Raw genomic sequence first — 24,200 nt, forward strand, 5'->3', positions numbered from 1 at the left:
AGTGACGTCCCCTTGAGCAGTTCGATTGCATTGTTTCCAAATCCCGGAAGCATCAGGCGAAACGCCTGTGGCAGGATGACAAGTCTCATGCGCTGCCAGCGGGTCATGTTCAGTGCAATGCCCGCTTCCGTCTGTCCACCGGGCACCGACAGGATCGCTCCTCGGACAATCTCCGAGGCGTAGGCCCCATAGTTCAGGCTTAAAGCCAGGACACCTGCGGCAAACGGGGACAGTTCCACTCCGAAAGCCGGAAGTGCAAAGAAGAAGAAAAACATCTGCACTAGCAGGGACGTTCCCCTGAACAGCTCCACCAAGGCGCCCATCAAGAAACGCACAATCCAAAAGCGCGACACCCGGCCAAGCCCGGCGATAAATGCAAATAGAAAAGCGAAAACTGAGGACAGCAGGAGAACCTTAATCGTTATACCTGCTCCTCGCAATAACTCTGGCAAAAACATTATATAAGTATCAATTGCTAACAACCCCCTTGCATCCAGCTGTATTAATCAGGAAGGCAGAGTCCTATTACAGCACCCCGCCTAAATTGATTGTTTTATTTTGCACAACGATCTTCAGTCGTCACATCATCCGGAAGGTTGTCCTCTCCAAATCCGAACTCTTCAAAGATTTCAAGGATCTTCCCTGAATCGATCAGCTTTTTCAGTTCAGCGTTATATGCTTCCCTCAGTTCGTTATCCTCTTTTCTAAAGACAGCAGCCCCGTAGCTCATGACACTTTCCCCGCCAATTTCAGGTTGCGTGAACGGCTTGGCCTCTTCCACTTTGGAGTGGTCCGCTGATGCAACTGCCTCGCGAATCGACGCTTCTGTCATGACCGTTGCGTCCACACGGCCTGAGCTGACCGCAGCGATATTGGAGGAGATACTGTCGGCTGTTTCAATCTGGTTGTCCTTGACGCCAAGTTCTTTCAGGAATTCATTCTGGTTTGCCCCCGCCATGATGGATACCTTCACATCCGGATTTTTCGCAATGTCTTCGTAGCTGTGCAAATTCTTCGGATTTCCTTTTTGCACGGCCATGCCTTCTCCATAGCGAATTTCCACATCGCCAAACGCCGCTTCCGCACAGCGCTCCGGACGGATATCCATGCCAGCGGTGACCACATCAAAGCGTTCCGCTTGCAATGCCGGGATTAAGGACCCGAATTCTGTCACTTCCCCTTCGACCACGTCAATGCTCATTTCCTTGAAAACCGCTTTGGTGATTTCCGGCGCAACCCCAGTCACTTCGCCGTCTGATGTTTTATAGCCGTAGGGTTTTTCATTCGCCACGCCGAGCTTCACTTTGCCCACTTCCTTCAGACGCTCAAGTGTGGAACCTTCCGATTTCGAATCTTTACCGCTATCTCCTGCGCCTGCGTTTTCACTGCTGTTCCCACAGGCGCCTAGCAAAATCAATAAACTAGCAATTAAAATTAATGACCACTTCTTCATTTCGTAAAAACCTCCATAAATTTTTTCGTAGACTTTGATACAGGCCGTCCCTAAAAAACCTCTCCTTTCAGGCGGTTAAGGTATGTAAGTGCTTACATTTGAATTTATTATAATTATTCAGTAAGTAAAAAACATTATTGAAACTGTATGAACTTTTTTAAACTATTTTTATACAATTTGATTAACCCGTTATCTTTTTCCGCTTGTTTGGAAACATAGCCTGTATTTGATTGCCATTACACAAGTTCCGTTGGTTGTAAGGGAAATAGATTAGTGACTAAAAATAAAAAATGAACCAGATATCTGGCTCATTTTTCGTAGTTTTATATGATTTGTTGATCAGCGCGATTCCGGTTTCCGCTGCTCATCCAAATTTTTATACTGAAATCCAGTAAAAATACATCATCCGGGTTCGTTAATGATAGATTGGTCAATGATTCAATCTTCCTTAGCCTATATAACAAAGATTGTCGATGCAGGTTAAGTACACGGGCAGCCTGGCTCACATTACCGGCATTTTCATTATAAGCAATAAAGGTGTTAATCAAATCCATTTCCCTTTTCTCATCATATTCGATCAAAGGGGAAATAGTCGACATCGTGATTTCCTGAACTTCTTCATTTTGGGACAAATTTAATATGAGCCGGCTGATTTTTGTATTGTCGAAGTGGTAGCGCTTTCCAATTCCTTTTTGCTTTCTGCCCACTTTCAAAGCGGAAACGGCTTTATTGTAGCTTTTATAAAAGGACATGATCCCTTCCTGGTGTTTACCTATACCCCACGAAACGACGACACCCGGAAGAAGCTTGTTCAATCTTCGGTCGACTAAATCAAGAAACTGATTGATCGTCCCGTTGGCATTGGACTGCGCAGGAGTCTCACTCGTTTGTAAAAAAACGATCATCTTGTCATCTTCCTGGGCATACATCACTTGACGGTGGATGGACTGGGCAGCATCGTATAATTCCATTTCTATATATGCCATCATATTTTCAAGCCAGGATTTCTTTGTCTGATTATTATTATTATTTGCTTCCTGGTAAAAAAGCGATTCCAAGTTTTCAGGATAGCCGATCAGGCACTCATAGGGCAAATCTATTTCCAGACCCAAATCTTGGGCCTCCTCTTTTATCCTCTGTTCGGGAATTTCTTCTTCATTCGTCAAACTCAGGACAAATTCTTTTTGCAGCATATTTTTATTTTCAGCTAGGGCATTCTCACTTGTCAGCCACAATGCGCAAACCATGACAGCCTGTTCAATAAGATTGGCCTCCCGTAATTTCATCTTATAGGAGAGCGGCGTCACAATGAAAAAATCACCTTGGTTTTGTTCACTAGACTGTATTTTCATATGAAAAAGCTGTGAATCTTTCGATTCCCCACGCTTCATTTTGGAAAAAATCGGATGATGGGATTCTTCCTCATCCTCGCTTTTTTTCATGTCGTTCCACATTCGCCAGACATCCCTTATATGAGCGGACCCCCCCGCCACATTTCCTCTGTTATTCATGATGAGGACCGGCAGACCGAGCTCTTTTTCAATGACGGAAACGATAGATGAAAAAGGCTTTTTTGTTAAAAACATCTCTATTAATTCTTGCTGCAACTCTTTCAGCCTGATCAGTTCATCCTGCTGCAGCTTATTGATAGCACTCGTCACCTCATGAATAATATCGGCAAACCGAATTTCCCACGGCAAATCCAAGATGACAAATTGATTCTCTTCTGCAAAATCAACAATCTCTTCCGGAATCCGGTATATGTAATGGCCCGTGGCGATTGCAAGCACGGAAGCACCGGATTCATAGACATCTTTTACAAATTCAAAAAATAAATGCGGATCCGTGTAGCAGCCGATTCCTGTACTTAGGACCAATTCATTTTCCCGGACGAAGTTTTCAACAGGACTCTCAATGACCGATACCCACTCAACCGATTTTTTTCTGAGTTCATTTTTTCCTGTGACAATTTTAGCAGTTTCAAAAATAGGGAACTTAAGAACATCCATCAAAGACAAGTTCAATCCATCCACCCCTGTCTATTGTTATTTCTGCGGTTTAAATTCGTACTCTTGTATTACCTTTGAAATGACAGAGAGATCAACATTGTTCCCCGTGATGATTGTGCCTATTTTGGGAAACTCGGATTTCAGCTTCTTCTGTAAAATAGCTGCAATTCCTGTAGCCGCTGCCCCTTCGACAATCATCCGGTGTTCACTCGCAACGAACCCCATAGCTTTGGCAATCTCTTCCTCCGAGACAAGGATCAGCTCATCGGCATATTGTTTAACGCTTTCAAATGTGTATCGATTGTCCAATCCGATGCCGCCGAGCAGACTGTCAGCAAGCGTGGGCTGCTCCTCTAGGACAACTGGCTTGCCTGCTTGGATGCTTTCATACATAACAGGTGAACGCTCCATCGAAACGCCAACCACTTGAATGTCCGGGTTGTATGCCTTCAATGCTAATGCAACGCCTGCAAACAATCCCCCGCCGGATAACGGGATGATAACAGCTTCAAGATCCGGTACTTCTTCGACCATTTCCAAGCCGATCGTCCCCTGGCCAGCAATAATATCTGGGTCGTCGAAAGGCTTAACCACCGTCAAGCCATACTTTTCTTCCAGCTCATAGCAAAATTTCCCCGCATCATCCTGACTGTCTCCGACAATTTCAATATGGGCGCCTGCCCTGCGGATGGCATCCACTTTTGCTTTTGGCACCCTGCGCGAAATACATACAGTCGCATCAATACCGAGTTTTTTAGCCACATAAGCAACAGCAAGTCCATGATTCCCCGTGGAAAACGTGGCCACTCCCCGCTTTTTTTCTTCATCCGATAACTTTAAAATTTTATTTGCAGCCCCTCTGACTTTAAAGGCACCGATTTCATGGTAATTTTCTAGTTTTAGATAAACTTGTGAAGATGAACGTTCTGACAAAGGAATAGAATGGAATAATGGGGTGGGTTTTACGATTTGATATACCCTTTTTCTTGCTTCAAAAACTTTTTGGAAAGATAGACCATCGACTTTTGAAAAATGCTGCACTTTATCCATAGCAATTCCCCCTTGAACGCCCAAATTGAAAGCGCTATTTTAATAGTATCATATTTCCCCTTTAATTTTTTCAATGATAAGGAAGATGTCTATCTTTTTAATTACAAAAAGACAGAAAAATAACTGTCTCGCCAAACCACTTTCCTAACTCAATATAGGATTTAAATAGTTCTGTTTTGCCGGCTTGGAAAAGTTCGAGTAAAAAAATATTCCCAATCATTATATTTATCGAAAGACCATCAAACAATTATCATATTGTACGAACTTTAATAAACTAGGCTATACAAATTGTATGAGAAATAGCAGATCGGTTGAATGAAAAAGGTTTAAAACTGCAGCATGCAAAACAGGCATAGGAAACATCCTACGCCTGTTTCATTTAATACTTTTTTCAATAAACAAGACTTTCTTTAACGAAAAGCTTTCGTTCCACATTGGCTAATATCTCAATTCCCGTTTCCGTCACAACAAAGGATTCACTAATTTCAATTCCATAATCATCTAACCAGATTCCGGGTATCATATGGAACGTCATATTGGGCTGAATGATGGTTTTATCTCCTGGTCTAAGGCTGGCCGTATGCTCGCCCCAATCGGGCGGATAATTCAGCCCTATGGAATAACCAATTCGAGATTCTTTTTCAAATCCTCGTTTTTTAATGGATTCACGCCAAACCATCTCTACTTCTTCGCAAGTCACCCCAGGTTTAACTGCAGCCAACGCTTCATTTATCCCTTCAATTACAACTTCAGCTAAAGTTTCCATCTCTTTGGTTGGTTTTCCAATAACTAAGGTCCTCGCTAAAGGGGAATGGTACCGGTTATGACAACCTGCCAATTCAAGAATTACCGGATCCCCTTCATTGAATTTTTCATCGGTCCAGGTCAAGTGGCAAGCGGATGTTTTATTCCCGGATGGGAGTAACGGAGGAAAAGCCGGGTAGTCCCCGCCATACTGCTCTGTACCGCTAATTTGCGACTGATAAATATCCGCTACCACATCACACTTTCTGACACCCGCATTGATTTTTTCGATGGCCGCATTCATCGTATGGCTAATAATGTTTGCTGCACGCCTTATATACTCAATTTCCTGTTCGGATTTAATGATCCGAATCCAGTTAATTAAATTTGTTGCATTTTTGAACGTTGCATTCGGCAAATTGTTAGTTAAGATTATGTAGTTCTGGCCAGTGAAGAAATAAGCATCATATTCCATGGCAATCGTCCGATTAGATTGATTTTTTTCCATTAAAAGATCAGTTACAAAGTCCATCGGATGTTTAATCGTTGATTGTACATAGTCATCAGAATAAGAAATGATATTATGATTTTTTAACCAGGTGGTATAACGGGCGGCACTTTCATCAATTCCGCGGCCTACCCAAATGGGCTCACTTTCATCGATAATGACAATAAGCAGCTGATGCGTATAATACGACCAGGCATTATAGCCGCTCAAATAATTGATATTTGCAGGATCAGTCACTAAAAGAACATCGATTCCTTCATCTCCCATTTTTTCTTTAGTTTTTTGCAGCCTGCTTTTGTATTCTGATAAAGTGAAAATAGACAATAACATTCCTTCCTTTCGTTATATGATGTTGTAAGCATTGTTCAATTGTGTAATATAATTATCCTGACTATTCTATATTTTTTCAATAGAAAAATAAATACACTGTTAATTTTTAATTCGGGAGTAAAAGGATATTTTGTCAAATACTTTATTCATAATAAAAATCAAAAGGCGTTTATCCTTTCAATTGAAAGTAAATAAACGCCTAAAAAACATGATTTTATTAAAAGGAGGCTTTATTGGGGGGATATATTTAAATATCAATAGACAATTAAGATGCTTTAACTACCCTAACGAGAACGGACTGCAGGATCGATTAGAAAGTCAAAATCAACTCCAGTGTCTGCTTGGGTAACATGCTGATGATAAAGCCAATCATAACCCCTTGAAGGACTTTTTGCTTTTTGCAAGTTTTTCCTTCTTTTATCCAATTCCTTAGCATCCACCAAAAGCTCAAGTCTCCCCTTAATTGCATCAAGTTCTATTATATCTCCATCTTGAACAAGTGCCAGCGGACCGCCTTCAGCGGATTCAGGTGTAACATGCAGGACAACTGCCCCATCTGCAGTACCACTCATCCGGCCGTCGGAAATCCGGACCATATTCCGAACACCGCTTTCCCACAGTTTTTTAGGAATCGGAACTTTGGCGCTTTCCGGCATTCCAGGTCCTCCTTTAGGTCCCATCCCTCTTAATATAATCACACTTTCTGGGCCAACAGGAAGATTTGGATCGTTAATCCTCTTCTCCATATCTTCTATCCCCTCAAATACAGTAGCCGGTCCGCGGTGAGTCCAAAATTCTTTGGGTACAGCCGAACGTTTAAATACAGCTCCGCCTGGGGCCAGTGAACCTTTTAGAATGGCAAGCCCGCCATCTGGATTGATCGGATTGTCCAGAGTTCGGAGGACTGGGGAATCGGTGCTTTCCGTACGACCGATAATCTTTGACCATGTTTCCCCTGTTACAACACGACTTTCCAAATGGAGTAAAGTTGCAAGCCGCTTAAACAAGGCAGGGACTCCGCCTGCCTGGCTAAAATCATGGAGTGAATAAGGGCCTGATGGGCTGACTGCTACCAAGTGAGGCGTTGTTTCACTCCAGAGCCTGAACCGGTCAATTCCAATCCGTAATCCTGCCCGCCCTGCGATTGCTTCTAAATGAATTACGGCGTTTGTTGAGCCTCCTAATGCACAAACAGTACGGAAAGCATTTTCCAGCGATTCCAAGGTTACAATTTGATCTGGTGTGCGTTTTTCTTTAATCATCTCTACTGCCATCCGACCCGTTTTTTTTGCAGCAAGTTCCCTCTCTTTACTTTGAGATGGGAAGAAGGATGTTCCCGGTAATGCCAGCCCTAATGCTTCCATTAGAGCAGACATCGTAGAAGCAGTACCCATGACATTACATGTACCAGGCCCTGGAATGAGCTTGCTCAAATATTCCTCCCAACCTTTATCGTTTATTTCTCCCTTTTGCCGTTCTTCTTTTTTACCCCAGAGACTATGAATGGTCATCTCTTCCCCCTTATAGATAGAAAGCGCTCGGGGGCCGGCTGAAAGAGATATAGCTGGCTTGCCTGCACTAATTGCTCCCATTATCTGTGCAGGTACCGTTTTATCGCACCCATTGAGTAATACGACTCCATCAACAGGACTTCTTTTAATCATTTCTTCAACGTCCATAGCCATTAAATTACGCAATAAAAGGGATGAAGGATAATTGATTTGTTCATGGATAGAAATGGTGGGAATCTCTACTGGGAGTCCCCCAGCTTCCATGATCCCTTCTCTTACACTTTTTGCAATTTGATCTAAATTAAGATTACAAGGATTCATCTCGCTCCAGCTATTGAATATTCCAACTACTGGACGTTCTTTCAGATCTTTTTCAGAAAAACCGGCTCCCTGCATAAATGCCCGGGCTATAGAGCTTTCAATATGGTTGGATCTTAAGTAGTCTCCATCTATTCTGGAAGGCATACATCATTCTCCTTTATCTGGTATAAACTGTTAAATTAATCCTATGCCATTGAATATTGCCAAAGCGGTGATGGCAACGACCGAAGCAACGAAGGTAGGAATTGTAATATACTTTAACCCTTGCTTAGTTGTTACGTTAAACAAGTGGACTTGAATCCAAAACCCGCTATTATTCATGTGAATGAAAGCTAAAGACCCTGCACCAATCGCCAACGTAGCTGCTTCAGGGGACAACCCTAGAACGGTTAGTACAGGTGCCAGAATACCTGCTGTTGTAAGTGCTGCGGTAGTAATAGAGCCTACTGTAGCAACCAGGATAGCCGCTAAAATATAAGGGACAAGTATGTATGGGATATTACTGGAAGCAATATTATTAGCAATTACTTCCACATTCTCATTTTGGCTGATGATTCCTGCAATAGCTCCACTCATTGCTGTAACTAATAAAGGCAATATGGCAACGGCTACACCGCGGGCCACCCAGGATCCCATGATCACTTGCAGAAAAGGTGTATCCTTACTAATTGAGTTATCTTCACCCATGGCAGATGCAAAGACTGTTTGCTTATACATAAAAGCAATTAAACAAGTAATAATAACCCCGCTTCCTAAAGCTACCACCCGGTCTCCAAGAACATTCATGACATTATGCAAAATAGTTCCTTCTGCAAGAAAGACATTAACGATAGAAGATGATGCGATGAATATGATCGGAATTAAAATAGGCAGAAATGCCAGTGAATATGGTATACCTCTTCCTATCTTTTTTCCACCATCATCGTTCACAACCCCTGCAAACTTAGGCAATGGAGGCACAAACTCTTTTTCTGTCCACTTTCTAAAAAGAATCCATGTGATAAAGAAAGCAATTAAACTTACAATAATTCCATAGATTATGACAAATCCAAGGTCAGCTTCAAGCGCGAGAGCCGTGGCCAGGATACCCGGTGTAGGCGGTACGAGAGCATGTGTCAAAATTAAACCTAAGCCAGTAAACGCTACCATTGTTGTCATGGATATTTTCTTTGCTTGTGCAATCCGCGACGCTATTGGAGCCACTAATAAATTAGTTATATCGCCAAAAACAGGAATAGAAATAATAAACGCTGAAAGGGAAGGCGCCAATTCCATTCTTTTTCCTTTAAACAGCTTATCGAAAAACTTAGCTATCGTATCGGCCGCCTTTAAATCGATAATCCCAATAGCCAAAATAGCCCCCAAAATAAGAGGAATCCCTATATTTCCCAAAGTTGAACCAAAGCCGTTATTAATAAGTCCGATGGTATCCAAGATCGTTGCTCCAGAGCCAATCCCCAAAATAAGTGCTGCAACAAATAAAGATAAAATAGGGTGCACTTTTAACTTTAAAATTAAAAAAACTAAAACAATAAGACTAATAATTAGTGAAAGTATGAACTGTGTCATCATTTTTCCCCTGCTCTCCACTTTATAAATTTTATAATATATAAAATACTTAATATTTAAATATTAATATATTGAAATTTACAACGCAAATAAATACTATCCTTGGTTGTAACCCAAATCCAACACCAGCTACGCCAAAGGGATATCAACAAGTCCTAAGCGCATTTTGTATTTTTTTCCATTTTTATTAAGCAGAAGGGATTATTGGGTACATAAATTTGTAACGAACCAAAAATTATTTTTACATAAGTTTTTAGTCCATATAAAAAACGCCTATTTCCTCACTGTTACTAAGGAATAGGCGATTAATATAAATCACAATATCTTTTTTAGTACCACGTTTTTTGCAAGTCCTTGTTTAGCAAACCCTTCATGAGAATAATCTTTTCTAGCAATGGAGATATCCATATATCCGTAGACGATATTAATGGCAGGGACAAGGAAAGCGAAGAAGATGAATGGAATAAAAGCCATCGGACTAACGCCTAAAACCTGAGAGGCAAAAAGTGACGTAACACTCCAAGGAATTAAGTTTATGCCGACCGTTCCGGCCGCTTCCACACATCTGGACAGATTTTTTGTGTCCAGACCCCGTTCTTTATATTTATCCCGGAAAGTTCTAGCCGGAAGGATGATTGACAGGTATTGCTCCCCGCTTGCCAAGCCGACTAAAAAAGTGGATGCAATGGTCGATAGAATAAGCGAACCAGTACTCTTAATTTTATTTGCCACTGTCTCGATAATTCGTTTGAATGCTCCGGTGCCGTCCAGTATTCCACCTAAGCCTGTCGCTAAAACGACAAGACCGATGGTAGGCAGCATGGAGGTGATTCCTCCTCGGTTGAGCAATGAATCGATTGTTTCAATTCCCGATTCAACTTTGTAGCCGTCCGTCATCACATTTACAATTTGTGTGATATTGCTTCCTTGCACAAGCAATGCTGCCAAAGCTCCCAAAGCAATGATGAAAATGAGCGAAGGAACAGCGGGTAGCCGTTTATAAACAATAAACAAAGTGAGCAACGGCAAAACCAAAAGCAGCGGGTTGATGAAAAACAGCTTGTCCAGTCCCTGCATAATCTCCTGGACTTTCCCATCGGATGTGGCTACAGCGGAATAATTCAGGCCGACCACCCAATAGAGTATGAGGGAAATCCCAAATGCCGGAATCGTATCCCACATCATATGACGGATATGACTGAACAGATCTGTATCTGCCATGACCGGTGCAATATTGGTCGTATCTGACAGCGGCGAGAGCTTATCTCCCAAAAAGGCACCGGAAATGACCGCCCCGGCAACAATAGGTGCTGGAAATCCTAAGCCCGACCCTATGGCCATCAGAGCAAGGCCAACTGTTGCAAGGGAAGTGAACGAGCTTCCAAGCGTCATAGAAACAATTCCTGTTATAAAAGCAACCGCCGGCAGAAAAATTTTCGGGCTAAGTATTCCGAGTCCATAGTAAATGATGGTTGGGATCACACCGCTTAAAATCCATGTACCTATGATGGCACCAATAAGGAAAAGAATGAAAATGGCAGGCAAGGCCCTGGCGACCCCCTGGGCTATGAATTTTTCCAGTTCTGCCCATTTAAATCCTGCCATAAGCCCGACAATTGCGCTTGCCACGATCCCGCCCAATAAAGGAATGAACATGCCCGCATCCCACTTGAAAATGGACAGTGCCGCCAAAAGGGTCAGAATCACGATTGGGGCTAATGCGTAGTATATGTTTAATTGCTTTTGAGAGTTCATGAAGTGGAAACCTCCGTGTTTTTTTGCAACGAATAAACTGATTTATATATTATACACTTCAAACGCCTCTTAAAGTTCCATTGGCCTCTTTCCAAAATCTTCTTTATTTTTCAATGATCATGATAGATGAGACTGCACTTCCCACTTTTTTATCATTCTGCACCAGCTCCGCTGTCAGGTAGCCCACCTTTCTGCCCAGCCGTTCAACGGAAGCATGCACTTCTACTGTTCCTGGAAAAACTGGCCGGTGAAAAGTCGTATGCAGATCAATGGACGCAAATGTCTGATTTTCCTGCAACTGTGATGAAATGGCATAGGCCATCATGATATCTGCCGCTGAAGCGAGGTATCCGCCCATGGTGACGCCAAGTCCGTTTAAGAACTTTTCATCCACTTCCCAAATTCCCTTAGCTTTTCCATCCTTTGCGGAAACAGGTTTAATTTGCAAGGTTATATCACAATTCGGAGGGGCAGCCCCGTTATTGGCCACCTCCATTAGATCAATCGTTTCATATTTGTTCATCTGATCAGCCTCCCTCTTCCGATTAAAAAAACATCAAATTAGACTAAGTTTTTCCGTTAGAAAAAACATGCTATGTCTAGCTCGAGACGCCATCGGCTCGAGGTCACAAGCTGCCAGGAGGCTTATTCAGGAAGATTGTGCTCCTGTGCGCCATAGCTTATTCGAGGAAGCCTTGTTCAGCTCGTCGCAAAGCTGCATGAAGTATATTCGGAGATGTTTCTCACGATGTAATTAAGTAAGCAGCTTTGCTGTGGTGGCTGAAAAACTCCCTCATCAAAATTTGTCTTTTGCTTGTCGCCGATAGGCAGGCGCCTCACGCTTTCCCTTTATGTTTATGCTTTCAAAACTACTCTTTAATATTCCACTTTGGCCTGCGCCCTCTTGCAAAAAAACTGTTACGGTTTCGCTGGCCTTCAATTGTATTCTGGCATTTCCTATTTGCCGCTTCCACTGTCGTTATGCAATCAAGCTCCGCCTGTTTGAAGATTTCCAGGAGAGAACGGTATATCCCTTTCGTCTTGAGCAATACCCGCTCCTTATTCGGTCCATACAATTCGTCTGCCACCTGGATCAACCCTCCGGCATTGACGATGTAATCCGGTGCATACAGAATTCCTTTTTCGTTCAGCACGTTAGCATGGCGGAGAAATTTGAGCTGGTTATTTGCGGAGCCGACGACAGCCTTCACTTTCAACTTCGGAATCGTTTCATCATTGATAATTCCGCCCATCGCACACGGAACGAATACATCCGCATTAACACTGTAAATCTCATCGCTTTTTACAATCGTGACTGAACCGGACAGCTCTTTTGATTTCTCCTTAATGGAGTTCAATGCATTTTCGTGAATATCTGTCACAAATAGGTTGGCGCCTGCTTCAAGGAGCTGTTCAGCAACCTTGTATCCAACTTTCCCCAGACCCTGGATGGCATAAGTTTTTCCTGAAAGGCTGTCGTTGCCGAATAAATACTGATTCGTAGCCTTTAGGGCATAGATGACACCCTGGGACGTCGGAATGGACGAATCACCGCTGCCTCCGTATTGTTCCGGGATGCCGTTGATAAAATTGGTCTCCTTTAATGCATGGACAAAATCTTCCATTGTAGTCCCCATGTCTGTTCCAGTATAGAACCTTCCATTCAACGAGTCCACATATTGGCCGAACGCCCGGAACAAAGCGGGGGATTTATCCTTTTCCGGATCACCGATAATAACTGCTTTCCCGCCGCCGAAATCGATATCAGCAGCTGCACATTTGTACGTCATCCCTTCGGATAGACGGAGTACATCTTCAAGTGCTTCATCCATGCTTTTATAAGGATACATGCGGGTCCCGCCCAACGCAGGGCCAAGTGTCGTATCGTGAATGGCGATGATCGCCTGCAGGCCTGAAGCCGGATCATTGCAGAATACGACCTGCTCGTGATTGGCTATTTTTTGAAAAATGTCCTCGTTGCCGATTGATGACTTTTCAAGCTGTTTTGCCATTTCTTTTTCCTCCATTCAATCTTGTTTAGACAAGTTCCAGCATCAATTTTTTAGGATTTTCAATCAAAGATTTAAAGCGGTTTGTAAAAGCGATAGCCGTTCCGCCGTCGGCGACACGGTGGTCGAACGTCATCGTCACATTCATCATGGAACGGATGACAATCTCATCGTGTTCATTGACAACAGGCATCTTTTTCGTCTTGTGGAACGCCATTAGCCCAGTCTCCGGATAGTTGATGATCGGTGTAGCGCCGATGCTTCCCATCGGGCCGACGTTGCTGATTGTAAAAGTGCTGCCAGTGATTTCGCGCACTGTCAATTTGTTTTCTTTCGCTTTTTGGGTCAATTCCTTCATTTCCTGATGGATGGTTCGCAGTGACTTTTTGTCGGCATCGCGGATGACCGGAACGATCAGGCCTTCTTCTGCATCCGCGGCGATTCCCATGTGTACCGATTTCTCGAGGCGGATCACTTCATTCTCCTCGTCCAGCTTCGCGTTGAAAACACGGTATTCTTTTAACGAAATAGCAAGCGCCTTGATGAAAAATGCCGCAACTGAGATATTTTCATCCATGTATTTGAGCTCTTTGCGGAAATTGAGAAGCTCCGTCATGTCGACTTCTTCATAATGGCATACATGCGGGATAGTAAAGAGCGACTGGCTCATCTTCATTGCGATTTGCTTGCGGCGGCCTTTGAACGGTATTGTGTCGAACTGCTCTGCCTGTGGTATAGCCTCTTTTTCAGCACTTGGCATATCTACGAGAGCTGCGGCTGTTTTCGCCTGCCCATTATCTCTTTCATCAACATAGCGCAGGATATCTTCAACTGTGATCCGTCCTGCACGGCCTGTTCCTTCAACTAGTGTGATATCAACGTCATTTTCCCTGGCCACTTTCCTCGTGTACGGTGCAGCTTTCACCCTGTTGGAAAGCGGGTCGCCTTTCGGCCTTTCCATAACCATCGATTTTTGCGGCGGTGCAGCTGGTGCGATTGTTGCTGCTTCCTCTTTCGCAGGAGCCGGATCGGCACTTTGTCCGGAGGCGATAGTCAATATCGTTGTGCCGACAGAAATTGTTTTTCCCGTCTCAATGAGGATCTCCTTGACGGTTCCGTTCGCTGGGGACGTCAATTCCGCCACCATCTTTTCCGTCTGAACCTCGACAAGCGGCTGGTCAACGCTGACATTTTCGCCTTCTTTTACAAGGTACGATATGATATCCCCTTCCGTCATCCCTTCACCAATATCATGCAATTTTACTTCGATCATTCAAATCCCTCCTTAAAAATTGATGACTTTGTCAATGGCTTCCTTGACACGTGCAGGAGTCGGTAAATAATGCTCTTCCAAAGCCCAGAACGGAACATGGACGTCTGCTCCGGTCACTCTTTCGATTGGAGCTTTCATAAATAAAAAAGATGTATCATTGATGATCGAAACAATGTCATTTCCGAGACCGCCGGTTCCGTGCGCTTCATGGACGATGACGCAGCGCCCCGTCTTTTGAACCGATTCGGCGATGATGTCTTTGTCGATTGGATATAATGTCCGCAAATCGATCACGTCGCAAGAGATACCTTGTTCCTTTGCCTCTTCAGCCGCTTTCATAGCGATAGGGATCATTGCTCCCCAAGCGATGAGGGTGACATCTTCCCCTTCCTTTAACCGGGCGCCTTTTCCGATTTCAACCGTATATTTTTCTTCTGGCACCTCACCTCTCACCGAGCGATACAGGCGAAGCGATTCCAAAAACAGGACCGGGTCCGGATCTTCAATGGCCGATATGAGAAGTCCTTTTGCATCATACGGATTGGACGGGCAGACCACTTTGATTCCCGGCATATGAGTAAACAGTGCTTCCACACTGTCCGAATGGATTTCAGGGGCGCGCACTCCAGCTCCATATGGTGCACGGATGACCATCGGCACCGTAAATTCCCCCATTGAACGATAGCGCATGCGGGTGGCGTGGGTCATGATCTGTTCATAAGCAGGATAAACGAATCCCAAAAATTGAATTTCGGCCACTGGTTTCATCCCATACATTGCCATCCCGATGGATGTCCCGATAATTCCCGCTTCACTCAATGGCGTGTCTATTACACGCTCCTCACCGAATTCTTCCTGAAGGCCATCCGTTGCCCTGAACACGCCGCCGTTTTTTCCGACATCTTCTCCTAGAATCAGAACTTCATCATTTTCTTTCAGCATTGTGCGCAAGCCATCAGTAACCGCCTGGATCAGCGTCATTTGTTTTGTCGCATTAGCAAGCATGTTATTGTTCACCCCGCATATGTTTCAAATATTGTTCTTTATGTTCTTTGATTGGCCATGGTGCCTCTTCAAACATGTGATTATACAGATCGTTTACATCCGGTGCAGGCATCATTTCCATTTCTTTGACCGCCGACTCAATTTCATCCGCAGCCTCTTCTTCGATCTTCTGTGCCCAGGCATCATCCCAATAGCCATTTTTCTTCATAAACAGCTCAAGGCGTGTGACCGGATCATATTTTCTGCGTTCTTCACTTTCCTGTTGGTCACGGTATTTTTTCGGATCATCCGCTGTCGTATGAGCACCATATCTCCATGTAACCGCTTCAATTAATGTTGGGCCTTCGCCGCCGCGCGCACGCTCAAGCGCCTTTTTCGTCTCAAAATAAACGACAAAAATATCATTTCCATCAATACGGACGCCCGGCATATCATAGGCGACCGACTTTTGAGCGATCGTTTTGGAATTCATCTGCTTTTCAATCGGAACAGAAATCGCATAGCCATTGTTCTGATTGAAAAATACGACAGGCGCTTTGAATACGCTTGCAAAATTCATCCCTTCATGGAAATCGCCCTCTGATGTCGCACCATCACCAAAATAGGCAATCGATGCTGTCGTATGTCCTTTAAACTTTGATGCCATGGCTGCGCCGGCTGCTAATGGCAGCTGTGTGGCAATTGGAACAGATGGTGGCAGGATTTTCTTGCCTTTAGGAGGCAGATTTCCTTCAATGCGTCCATTCCAGTTGGACAAAATATTGTAGGATTGGCCAAAAGTGATGATCGCCGCATGGTCTCTATACGTCGGGAACATCCAATCTTTGTCATCAAGTGCTAAAGCGCTTCCAACTTGTGCCGCTTCTTGCCCTTCAAATGGCGGATAGGTTCCCAAGCGTCCCTGGCGCTGAAGGTTTATCGCTTTTCTGTCAAACAGCCGCATTGTTTTTAGCTGGCGGTAAAAAAGTTGCGCCATTTCTTTGGTAATTTCGGTTTTATACGTGTCATCTACGAGGTTGCCATCATGATCGACGATTTGCACCGTTGGAAACTGTGTTTCCGCATCAAACCTTGTTAGCTCTGTCATTCTCATATTCTACCGCTCCTTTATTTTTTTGAGAGCATTTTTAAAATATGCTTATTAATTGTCAGCTTAATATAAATGAAAATTCCGCGCAAACACACGCTTCAACGTGTTTTTTCTTTAAAGCATCAATCTTTTAATCTGTTAAAGCGCACTTTGAGAAAATTGCTGCCATCTCTCAAATGCTTATAACAGAGCCTAATACCAAAAAAAAGAACCGACATTGGCCAGTCCTTTTTACTAATGCATTATTTTTTATATAAATTGAATAAAATTTTACCATGGTGACCCTGCGGCATGGTAAGAATCACCTTAGGCGGTTTCGGTACTATACCCCCGCGCGAGTGGAAAAGTGGCAAACACGGTACTTTGATTGAAGAACATGCCCGTTAATCACTGTCTTCGTTCAAAACGGGCTACTTTGCCCGAAGATCATGCCCGATAATCGATGCCTTCGTTCAAAATGGGCTACTTTGATCGAAGATCACGGGGGTATAAATTATTAAATTCAACCCATTTATCAGGTTTTCAACTTCTAATCAAATATTATATTTATCCTCTGCTGCTTTTGCCCAGTCACCTTTATTTTCAATTTTTTCAAGTAACCCCTTATTTAAATCTTCCCAAAGAAAAATCGGAAATATCCAATTCAGTTTTTCCATTCACAGCCAACTGGCTCAAAATTTCTCCGACGGCACTGGCGAATTTGAATCCGTGTCCGGAGAAACCGCACGCGAAGAAGACGTTTTTTAATTCCGGATGTTTGTCGATAATGAAATCACTGTCAGGTGTCAGTGTATAGACGCAAGTTTTTCCGAATTTCACTGGAAGCTTCTGGGACATGAACCGATCGGCGAAGCTCTTAACGTCCCCCTCATCTTCAGGGAAGGCTCCATAGTCAGCCAGCTTTTCCCATGGCTGTATAGGCTGACCTTCATCGTGGCGTCCGATTTTCACGCCTGCACCACCGATGCTCGGAAATCCATAGTACAATTCATCTGAATTTGGATAATTGACAGCAAAAGCAGGGAATTGACCTTCACGGTAAACATCTTCATCAGAGTCGAACCAGGAAAAAGTTTTTCTCACCGGCTGAAGCGGCAATTCCAGTCCCAAAGCAGAGAGTACAGGGCCTGTCCCTTTTCCTGCGGAGACAATCAATTTTTCACCCGTAAAAGTTTCGTTTTCCGTTTTTACTGTAACCGATGACTCCGTGGCTTCGATTGACTTTACCATCGTGTTTGTCTTTAGAACAGCGCCGCTTTTTTCGGTTAGTTCCCGATATGCCCGTATGCATTCTTCAACCATGAGAACTCCGGAACTTTTTTCAAAACAGCCTACGTAATCTTCTGAAAAATGGAATCCGGGCCACTTATCGTTCATTTCTTCAGCTGTCAAAACTTCAACAGGCAGAGAATAAGTTTTCGCGCTCTTGATGACATTTTTAATAAATAGAGATTCTGGATCTCCGGCATTTAAAACACCGGTTTGTAGAAAAAGCTTCTTATTGGATTCCTTCTCAAGAGCAAGCCAAAGCTCCTGTGCCCTGAGTGCCATCGGGACGTAGTTTTCTCCCTCACCATAGGCATGGCGGATAATCCTGGTCTCCCCGTGATGGGCACCTTCCGTATGCGGCGGATTAGAGGCATCAATCAGCAATACCTTTTTGCCTTGGCTCGCCAGAAAATAACCCGCGGCCATCCCCATGGAACCTGCTCCAACAATAATGGTTTCAAATTTCATTTTTATGTTCAGCCCCTCTCACAAACTATTATAGAGCAAATTGATATATCCATTTATGAAAGTTTGGAGACGCAGGTTCTTCGAAAATAAAAAGCTTGGGGAACAATTGCTGTCCCTCCAAAGCTTTTTTATTCCTCATGAAACTCTGCTATTTTTTCCCACTCCGACTTGATTTCAATCCCCATGTCTTCAGCTGAGTTTTTATTAATTAATAGTTTCAAGTTTTGAGGATACTGAACTGGGATATCTGCAGGTTCACTTTCACCTTTCAAAATTTTAGCCGCCATTTCGCCGGCTTCATATCCGATATCATGATACTCAAACCCGTATGCAGCGAATCCACCGCGTTTAACGGAATCCAGCTCACCCACAAACATCGGAAGTTTATGATCTTTTGCCACGTTAATGACAGATTCCAATGCTGATACTACTGTGTTATCACCTATAATATAGATGGCATCTGCTCTGCCATTCAATGATTCTGCAGCCTGCTGCACTTCTGATGATGTGGATACACTTGCTTTTACTGATTCTATTCCTGTCCCTTCCAGTGCCTTTTCGACCATTTCTATTTGAGCAACAGAGTTCTGTTCTCCCGAGTTGTAGATCATACCGACTTTCTTTACATTTTCAAACTCTTCTTTTATGAATTTCACATTATTTGGAATTGCATCTGGATGTGTGTCTGTAGTCCCTGTAACATTGCCTCCCGGTTCTTCCATGGATTGGACAAGCTCAGCTCCCACTGGGTCTGTAACGGATGTAAAGATGATTGGAATATCTTTTGTTGCGTTCAGCACTCCTTGAGCACTTGGAGTAGAATTGGCAAAAATTAAATCAACACCAGAACTGACTAAATTGTTAGCAATTGATTGATTGTTGTTCATGTCTCCCTGCGCAATTTGAACATCATATGTAATGTTATCACCCTCGACAAAACCGTTGTCTTCCAAAGCCTCTTTGAAGCCATTGAATGCTTCATCAAGTGATGGATGTTCAACTATTTGGCTGACTCCAATAGTATATTTCTTTTCCTCATTTTGCTCTTTATTACTGCTCTGTTCATCATTCGCCTTATTATCGCCTGAACTCTTTTGATTTCCGCAAGCTGCCACGATTCCCATAAGTAAAATAAGGGTCAGCATTATCCCCCAACGTTTCTTCATTCTTCCATCTCCTTTTTATATTTCAATATTATAATACTAATTAAATGAATCTCTATTCCGAACTTTCAAACTTCTATACGAACAAATCCACTCTTAATTTTTAGAATATATTACTATTTTACTACAGAGGGGAAAAAATAACTAGATTTGACTAGTTAAAGTTTAAGTGAAAGACAAAGAAAATCAAAGACAAAAAAGCCCGCGGTAAACCGCAGGCTTCATTTCCCATATTTATCTTGAAAAGCCATATAAAATTTCATCAGTCCAACGCCCTTTGAATGTTGGCTGTGAAAAGGGATCGGGCGCAGGTTCTCTTTTTTCAGCGGATTATTCACCCGGTCAGGATGACTGATCGTTTCAGCAAGAACCTTTCCTGCCATGACAGCCATCGCAGCTCCCTTACCGCAATATCCGAAGGCATAATGGGTTCCGTCTTCCAACTGTCCTATATAGGGAAGAAAATCCTGGGTAAAGGCAACTTTTCCTCCCCAGCGGTACTCTATGCCCGCATCCTTCAACTGAGGAAAAACAGTGACCATGCCTTCCCTCAGATTATCAAACAGCATTCTTTGTGCCCGCTTCCCGAAAGCCCTTCCGGAACCTCCGAAGGCCATGCGGTTATCGGCAGTTCTCCTGAAATAGTATAATAGGTTCTTTGAATCAGAGACAGCACGGTTTTTGGGTATTAACTCCTGCATGAGTTCTTCTGTTAATGGTTCGGTGGCGATCATGATGCTTTCGACAGGAATGACCGATTTTTCTAACGTTTTATTAAGGTTTCCTGCATAGGCATTCGTCACAATGACCACTTCATTAGCTATAACCCGTCCCTTGGGTGTTGTGATGATGACCTTGCTAGTGGAATCTCTTTGAATGTTAACGGCTTCCGAATTCTCATATATCATTCCACCCAGGCCTTCTACCGCATCAGCAAGACCAAGCGCGAATTTCAGTGGATGAAAATGGGCTCCCCTTTCATTGATCCGTGCCCCATGGTAAAAATCCGTGTTCAATTCCGTTTTCATTTCGGATCGCTCAATGATCGATACTCCGTGAAAATTCAACTTTTCCGCAAGGTATTCCTGATCCCTTTTGAATCTATCCAAATGGGAAACTTTATAGGCTGGCCGGATATCTCCCTGCCTTACAAGATCACAGGATATTCCGTTTTCCTTAGATATGTTTTCTACCAAATCGATGGAATCAAGGGATAGTTCCCACATCAGCTTTGCCGTTTCAAAGCCTTTTTTCTGCGCAAATGTTTCCATCGTTCCGTGATATCCGGTAAGCAGTTCACCGCCGTTTCTTCCGCTGGCGCCATATCCGACTGTATCCTTTTCCAATACGATCGTTTTATGTCCCATTTTTTGTAAATGATAGGAAGTGGACAGACCTGAAAAACCACCGCCGATGATCACTACATCGCAATGCTTGTCATCCACTAATGTTGGCCGTTTTTTTCGTTTACCGGCCGTTGCCTCCCACATGGATAAAGAATCCACTTCTCATTCCCCCATTTTCAGGTTCGTACCATTCTATCAAACTATGAACCATACCTGTCTTGCCATGTTTTATAAAACTTCATGATTCCTACTGCTTTTGCATGTTGGCTATGGAAAGGGATCGGTCTAAGTTTTTCTTTTTTCAATGGATTTATCACATTGTCATCATGTGCGATTGTCTGAGCGAGGACTTTTCCTGCTATCACCGCCATGGCTGCGCCGCGACCGCAATACCCAAAAGCAAAATGAGTGCCATCTTGAAGTTGGCCGATATACGGCTGCATCTCCTGGGTGAATCCTACTTTCCCTCCCCAGCGATATTCGACTTTTGCTCCCTTTAATTGTGGGAAGACCTCCACCATTCCTGACTGGAGCGTATCGAACAACCGAAGCTGGTCACGTTTACTGAATGCTCTGCCGGAACCTCCGAAAGCCATCCGGTTATCTGCTGTTCTGCGGAAATAATAAAGGAGATTCTTAGAGTCCGAAGCTGCCCGGTTATTTGGAATCAATTCCTCCATTAGTTCTTCCGTAAGTGGTTCTGTTGCAATCATGATGCTTTCTACTGGAACCACAGACCCTTTGATTGTTTTATGAAGATTTCCTGCGTAGGCATTCGTGACGACGACAACTTCATCGGCTATGACTCTTCCCTGCTTGGTCGTTACAATCACTTTGCTGTTCCTTTCAATCTTCAATGCCTCGGAATGCTCGTAAATGACTGCGCCTTTTTCTTCGGCCAGATCTGCAAGTCCCCTAGCAAATTTCATTGGATGGTAATGGGCCCCTCTTTCATTCGTACGGGCTCCGTGATAAAAGTCTGTATTCAGCTCGGACTTAATTTCATATTTATCAAGAACACCTAACTCGTGGAATTCAAATGTCTTTGCCATATATTCCTGTTCCCTTTTAAAATTGTCCAAATGGGAAAGCTTATAGGCAGGACGGATATCTCCATTTCTTACAAAATCGCACTGAATGTTATTTTCCCTAATAATTTTTTCAGTAATATCAATGGAGTCAAGGGACATCTGCCACATCTGCTTGGCAGTTTCAATCCCTTTCTTTGCGGCCCAGGTCTCCATTGTTCCTTGGAATCCTGTCAGCAATTCACCGCCATTTCTTCCGCTGGCGCCATATCCTACATGATATTTTTCGAGCACAACTGTCTTATGTCCTTTTTCCTGTAAATGATAAGCTGTAGAAAGCCCGGTATAGCCTCCACCGATGACTACCACATCACATTGTTGTTCTCCTTGAAGTGTTGGCCGTTGTTTACGTTCACCTGCAGTCGCTTCCCACATGGATAAAGAATCCACTTTTCATTCCCCCGTTTTTAGTCAAAAGTCCTCCAAGTTGCATGCTTAATCTTCTTTAGCAGGAGGTGTGTAATCCGGATTTTTCCATTCCATCAGCGTTGCGTAGCCAAAAGATTCTTCATCCTTTGGAATATAATCTTTCATGACGCCTTTGTATTCAAAACCATTTCTAATCTGAAAAACGATGACCGGATCAAAAATCTCTCCATCCAATACTTTGTTAACATACTCTTCAGCAGTCATTTTATCCGCATAATCCTTGAAGTTTGGCATTCTTCCGCCGAAAATGATGCTTTCCAGATTTAGATCCTTAGCCAGTTTTCTTCGCGCTTCATATAGGCCCTTGCCGACCTTTAATCCCCGATAATCTGGATCAACCACGACATCAATTCCATACAGATTTTTTCCATTCGGATTATGATTATCAATATACCCTCCGCCTGCTACATCGTTAAAAGTATGATTCTCTCCATAATCTTCAATATTGATGAGGACACTGGAGCAAGAGGCCACCAGTTTTCCTTCATACTCTACGCAAAACTGGCCTTCTGGAAAATGCTTTATGTGACTTGCATATTTTTCTTTTGTGGGGGCCATATCTTCATAGCCATACCCTTTTATGGCCATAGGAACAAGCTCCTCTATATCTGCCAGCGTCGTATTTCTTACAATCACTTTTGCTTCTGTTGTTGTCATACTATCTCCTCCAGTTAAGCGTTCATTTTATGGAAGCGTTTCGGTGAAAGGTGATCTACTTCAAATGATGTTTTTCCTTCCATTATCAGGTCGGAAGCAATCTTTCCAATTCCGGTTGCCATCTTGAACCCATGCCCGGAAAAACCGCCGAGCAGGATGATGTGCTTCTCGTCATCAATAGCACCCACCAAAGCATGTTCGTCAGGTGTAAAACCATCCATATAAACACTTGCTCTGACTGGGTCGGGATAAAGGTCCGGCAAATACTTTTGGACCGCATTTCGTAAAAGTTGAATGTCATCAGGCATAATGGTCCTGTTCAGTCCATCAGGATTGTCAATGATGCCGTAATTGATATAAAAGGCTGCTTTCACCATGCTTCCTTCAAAGGTCGGGGTGCCATAAAATTTATCTTCACCGGATTCTCTTATATACACAGGGAAGCGATCCGATTGAAATTTCCTAATATCCTTTGCAGCAAACCAACCCATTGCCAATCGTTTTACAGCGATCTGAGGTTTGTATTCCGGCAGAAAAGCCCCAGTCCATGGTCCTGTTGATATAACGACTTTGCCAAATTGATATGTTTTTCCATTGGCAATGACCTTCACTCCAGTTCCGCTGGGTTCAATGCGCTCTACCCTGGAATGGCTGTGCACTGCGGCCCCTAGTTTTTCTGCCTGCTTGACCGCCGATACAACTGCCAACTCCGGACGAAGCCCGCCCGCCAATGTATCCAACACCATTATTTCTCCTTGTAGTAGGTGATGCTGCGGGAATCGCTTTTTGGCTTGTTCCTGATCAAGAACTTCATGGTCCAGCCCGAATCTCTCAATGCTTTTTAACACATTATCCATAAATGGAGTTCCGGTGTTCCCTATCATCAAGCCCCCGGTCAGATGTAGAAGCTTATTTCCGGATTCTTCTTCGAGCTCTCTCCACAATCGGTATGATTCTAGCATCAGAGGAACATACTCCAATCCTTCGCCATAGGCTGTACGGAAGATTCTGGATTCTCCTCCTGCAGCGGAGTAATCATGACCGATGCCGAATTGTTCGAAGCCAACAGCTGATACACCTTGACGTGAAAGCTGCCACAAGGTCATGCTTCCGACGGTTCCTAAACCGATAACACCTACTTCAGCATCCATTC

At 43.5% G+C, this 24,200-nt stretch carries 19 protein-coding genes; all 19 read right to left on the minus strand.

Annotation, left to right across the window (positions count from 1 at the left end; all coding sequences use genetic code 11):
- The coding region (locus D4T97_RS14735; protein ID WP_164525600.1) for an amino acid ABC transporter permease at window positions 1-458 on the minus strand (458 nt) is incomplete at its 3' end.
- Window positions 459-553: 95 nt separating this feature from the next.
- The gene (gene ehuB / locus D4T97_RS14740; protein ID WP_126051527.1) at window positions 554-1,453 is read right to left on the minus strand and encodes an ectoine/hydroxyectoine ABC transporter substrate-binding protein EhuB; all 900 of its coding nucleotides are present in this window, start codon (window positions 1,451-1,453) and stop codon (window positions 554-556) included.
- Window positions 1,454-1,776: 323 nt separating this feature from the next.
- Window positions 1,777-3,477, minus strand: a complete 1,701-nt coding sequence (locus D4T97_RS14745) for a PucR family transcriptional regulator (protein ID WP_126051528.1) — start codon at window positions 3,475-3,477, stop codon at window positions 1,777-1,779.
- A gap of 21 nt (window positions 3,478-3,498) precedes the next feature.
- The gene (eutB, locus tag D4T97_RS14750; protein ID WP_126051529.1) at window positions 3,499-4,512 is read right to left on the minus strand and encodes a hydroxyectoine utilization dehydratase EutB; all 1,014 of its coding nucleotides are present in this window, start codon (window positions 4,510-4,512) and stop codon (window positions 3,499-3,501) included.
- A 391-nt stretch (window positions 4,513-4,903) separates the two neighbouring features.
- Window positions 4,904-6,088 carry a M24 family metallopeptidase gene (locus D4T97_RS14755; protein WP_206435578.1) on the minus strand — a complete coding sequence of 395 codons (1,185 nt, stop codon included), beginning with the start codon at window positions 6,086-6,088 and terminating at the stop codon, window positions 4,904-4,906.
- A gap of 290 nt (window positions 6,089-6,378) precedes the next feature.
- Window positions 6,379-8,070: a dihydroxy-acid dehydratase gene (locus D4T97_RS14760; RefSeq protein ID WP_126051531.1), complete on the minus strand. Its 1,692-nt coding sequence runs from the start codon at window positions 8,068-8,070 to the stop codon at window positions 6,379-6,381.
- Window positions 8,071-8,100: 30 nt separating this feature from the next.
- On the minus strand, window positions 8,101-9,495 hold the full coding sequence (locus D4T97_RS14765; protein WP_164525589.1) for a GntP family permease: 1,395 nt from the start codon (window positions 9,493-9,495) through the stop codon (window positions 8,101-8,103).
- Window positions 9,496-9,810: 315 nt separating this feature from the next.
- Window positions 9,811-11,250: a Na+/H+ antiporter NhaC gene (gene nhaC, locus D4T97_RS14770; protein WP_126051533.1), complete on the minus strand. Its 1,440-nt coding sequence runs from the start codon at window positions 11,248-11,250 to the stop codon at window positions 9,811-9,813.
- Between the two features lie 103 nt (window positions 11,251-11,353).
- Entirely contained in the window at window positions 11,354-11,773 is a 420-nt protein-coding gene (locus D4T97_RS14775; protein ID WP_126051534.1) for a PaaI family thioesterase, read from the minus strand.
- 346 nt (window positions 11,774-12,119) lie between these two features.
- The gene (locus tag D4T97_RS14780; protein ID WP_126051535.1) at window positions 12,120-13,262 is read right to left on the minus strand and encodes a Leu/Phe/Val dehydrogenase; all 1,143 of its coding nucleotides are present in this window, start codon (window positions 13,260-13,262) and stop codon (window positions 12,120-12,122) included.
- Window positions 13,263-13,287: 25 nt separating this feature from the next.
- Window positions 13,288-14,532 (minus strand): dihydrolipoamide acetyltransferase family protein, encoded by a 1,245-nt coding sequence (locus tag D4T97_RS14785; RefSeq protein WP_206435579.1) that lies wholly within the window; start codon window positions 14,530-14,532, stop codon window positions 13,288-13,290.
- A 12-nt stretch (window positions 14,533-14,544) separates the two neighbouring features.
- Window positions 14,545-15,537: an alpha-ketoacid dehydrogenase subunit beta gene (locus D4T97_RS14790; RefSeq protein ID WP_126051536.1), complete on the minus strand. Its 993-nt coding sequence runs from the start codon at window positions 15,535-15,537 to the stop codon at window positions 14,545-14,547.
- A gap of 1 nt (window position 15,538) precedes the next feature.
- Complete coding sequence (pdhA, locus tag D4T97_RS14795) at window positions 15,539-16,630, minus strand: pyruvate dehydrogenase (acetyl-transferring) E1 component subunit alpha (protein ID WP_126051537.1); 1,092 nt, start codon at window positions 16,628-16,630, stop codon at window positions 15,539-15,541.
- Between the two features lie 600 nt (window positions 16,631-17,230).
- Window positions 17,231-18,364 carry an N-methyl-L-tryptophan oxidase gene (solA, locus tag D4T97_RS14800; protein ID WP_126051538.1) on the minus strand — a complete coding sequence of 378 codons (1,134 nt, stop codon included), beginning with the start codon at window positions 18,362-18,364 and terminating at the stop codon, window positions 17,231-17,233.
- Window positions 18,365-18,492: 128 nt separating this feature from the next.
- A complete protein-coding gene (locus D4T97_RS14805) occupies window positions 18,493-19,530 on the minus strand; it encodes an ABC transporter substrate-binding protein (protein ID WP_126051539.1) in 1,038 nt (345 codons plus the stop codon).
- Between the two features lie 218 nt (window positions 19,531-19,748).
- A complete protein-coding gene (locus D4T97_RS14810; RefSeq protein ID WP_126051540.1) occupies window positions 19,749-21,032 on the minus strand; it encodes an NAD(P)/FAD-dependent oxidoreductase in 1,284 nt (427 codons plus the stop codon).
- A 41-nt stretch (window positions 21,033-21,073) separates the two neighbouring features.
- The gene (locus D4T97_RS14815; protein WP_126051541.1) at window positions 21,074-22,351 is read right to left on the minus strand and encodes an NAD(P)/FAD-dependent oxidoreductase; all 1,278 of its coding nucleotides are present in this window, start codon (window positions 22,349-22,351) and stop codon (window positions 21,074-21,076) included.
- 45 nt (window positions 22,352-22,396) lie between these two features.
- On the minus strand, window positions 22,397-23,047 hold the full coding sequence (locus D4T97_RS14820) for a GNAT family N-acetyltransferase (RefSeq protein WP_126051542.1): 651 nt from the start codon (window positions 23,045-23,047) through the stop codon (window positions 22,397-22,399).
- 14 nt (window positions 23,048-23,061) lie between these two features.
- Window positions 23,062-24,198 (minus strand): N-methyl-L-tryptophan oxidase, encoded by a 1,137-nt coding sequence (solA, locus tag D4T97_RS14825; RefSeq protein ID WP_126051543.1) that lies wholly within the window; start codon window positions 24,196-24,198, stop codon window positions 23,062-23,064.
- Window positions 24,199-24,200: the final 2 nt, after the last annotated feature.

The organism is Siminovitchia acidinfaciens, from assembly GCF_003605385.1.
Classification (GTDB): domain Bacteria; phylum Bacillota; class Bacilli; order Bacillales; family Bacillaceae_C; genus Siminovitchia; species Siminovitchia acidinfaciens.

Bases quoted from the DNA above. Each gene is read 5' to 3' on its own strand.
- ehuB (WP_126051527.1), bottom strand. From the start codon at position 1,453: ATGAAGAAGTGGTCATTAATTTTAATTGCTAGTTTATTGATTTTGCTA.
- eutB (WP_126051529.1), bottom strand. From the start codon at position 4,512: ATGGATAAAGTGCAGCATTTTTCAAAAGTCGATGGTCTATCTTTCCAA.
- D4T97_RS14760 (WP_126051531.1), bottom strand. From the start codon at position 8,070: ATGCCTTCCAGAATAGATGGAGACTACTTAAGATCCAACCATATTGAA.
- D4T97_RS14765 (WP_164525589.1), bottom strand. From the start codon at position 9,495: ATGACACAGTTCATACTTTCACTAATTATTAGTCTTATTGTTTTAGTT.
- nhaC (WP_126051533.1), bottom strand. From the start codon at position 11,250: ATGAACTCTCAAAAGCAATTAAACATATACTACGCATTAGCCCCAATC.
- D4T97_RS14775 (WP_126051534.1), bottom strand. From the start codon at position 11,773: ATGAACAAATATGAAACGATTGATCTAATGGAGGTGGCCAATAACGGG.
- D4T97_RS14780 (WP_126051535.1), bottom strand. From the start codon at position 13,262: ATGGCAAAACAGCTTGAAAAGTCATCAATCGGCAACGAGGACATTTTT.
- D4T97_RS14785 (WP_206435579.1), bottom strand. From the start codon at position 14,532: ATGATCGAAGTAAAATTGCATGATATTGGTGAAGGGATGACGGAAGGG.
- D4T97_RS14790 (WP_126051536.1), bottom strand. From the start codon at position 15,537: ATGCTTGCTAATGCGACAAAACAAATGACGCTGATCCAGGCGGTTACT.
- pdhA (WP_126051537.1), bottom strand. From the start codon at position 16,630: ATGAGAATGACAGAGCTAACAAGGTTTGATGCGGAAACACAGTTTCCA.
- solA (WP_126051538.1), bottom strand. From the start codon at position 18,364: ATGAAATTTGAAACCATTATTGTTGGAGCAGGTTCCATGGGGATGGCC.
- D4T97_RS14805 (WP_126051539.1), bottom strand. From the start codon at position 19,530: ATGAAGAAACGTTGGGGGATAATGCTGACCCTTATTTTACTTATGGGA.
- D4T97_RS14820 (WP_126051542.1), bottom strand. From the start codon at position 23,047: ATGACAACAACAGAAGCAAAAGTGATTGTAAGAAATACGACGCTGGCA.
- solA (WP_126051543.1), bottom strand. From the start codon at position 24,198: ATGGATGCTGAAGTAGGTGTTATCGGTTTAGGAACCGTCGGAAGCATG.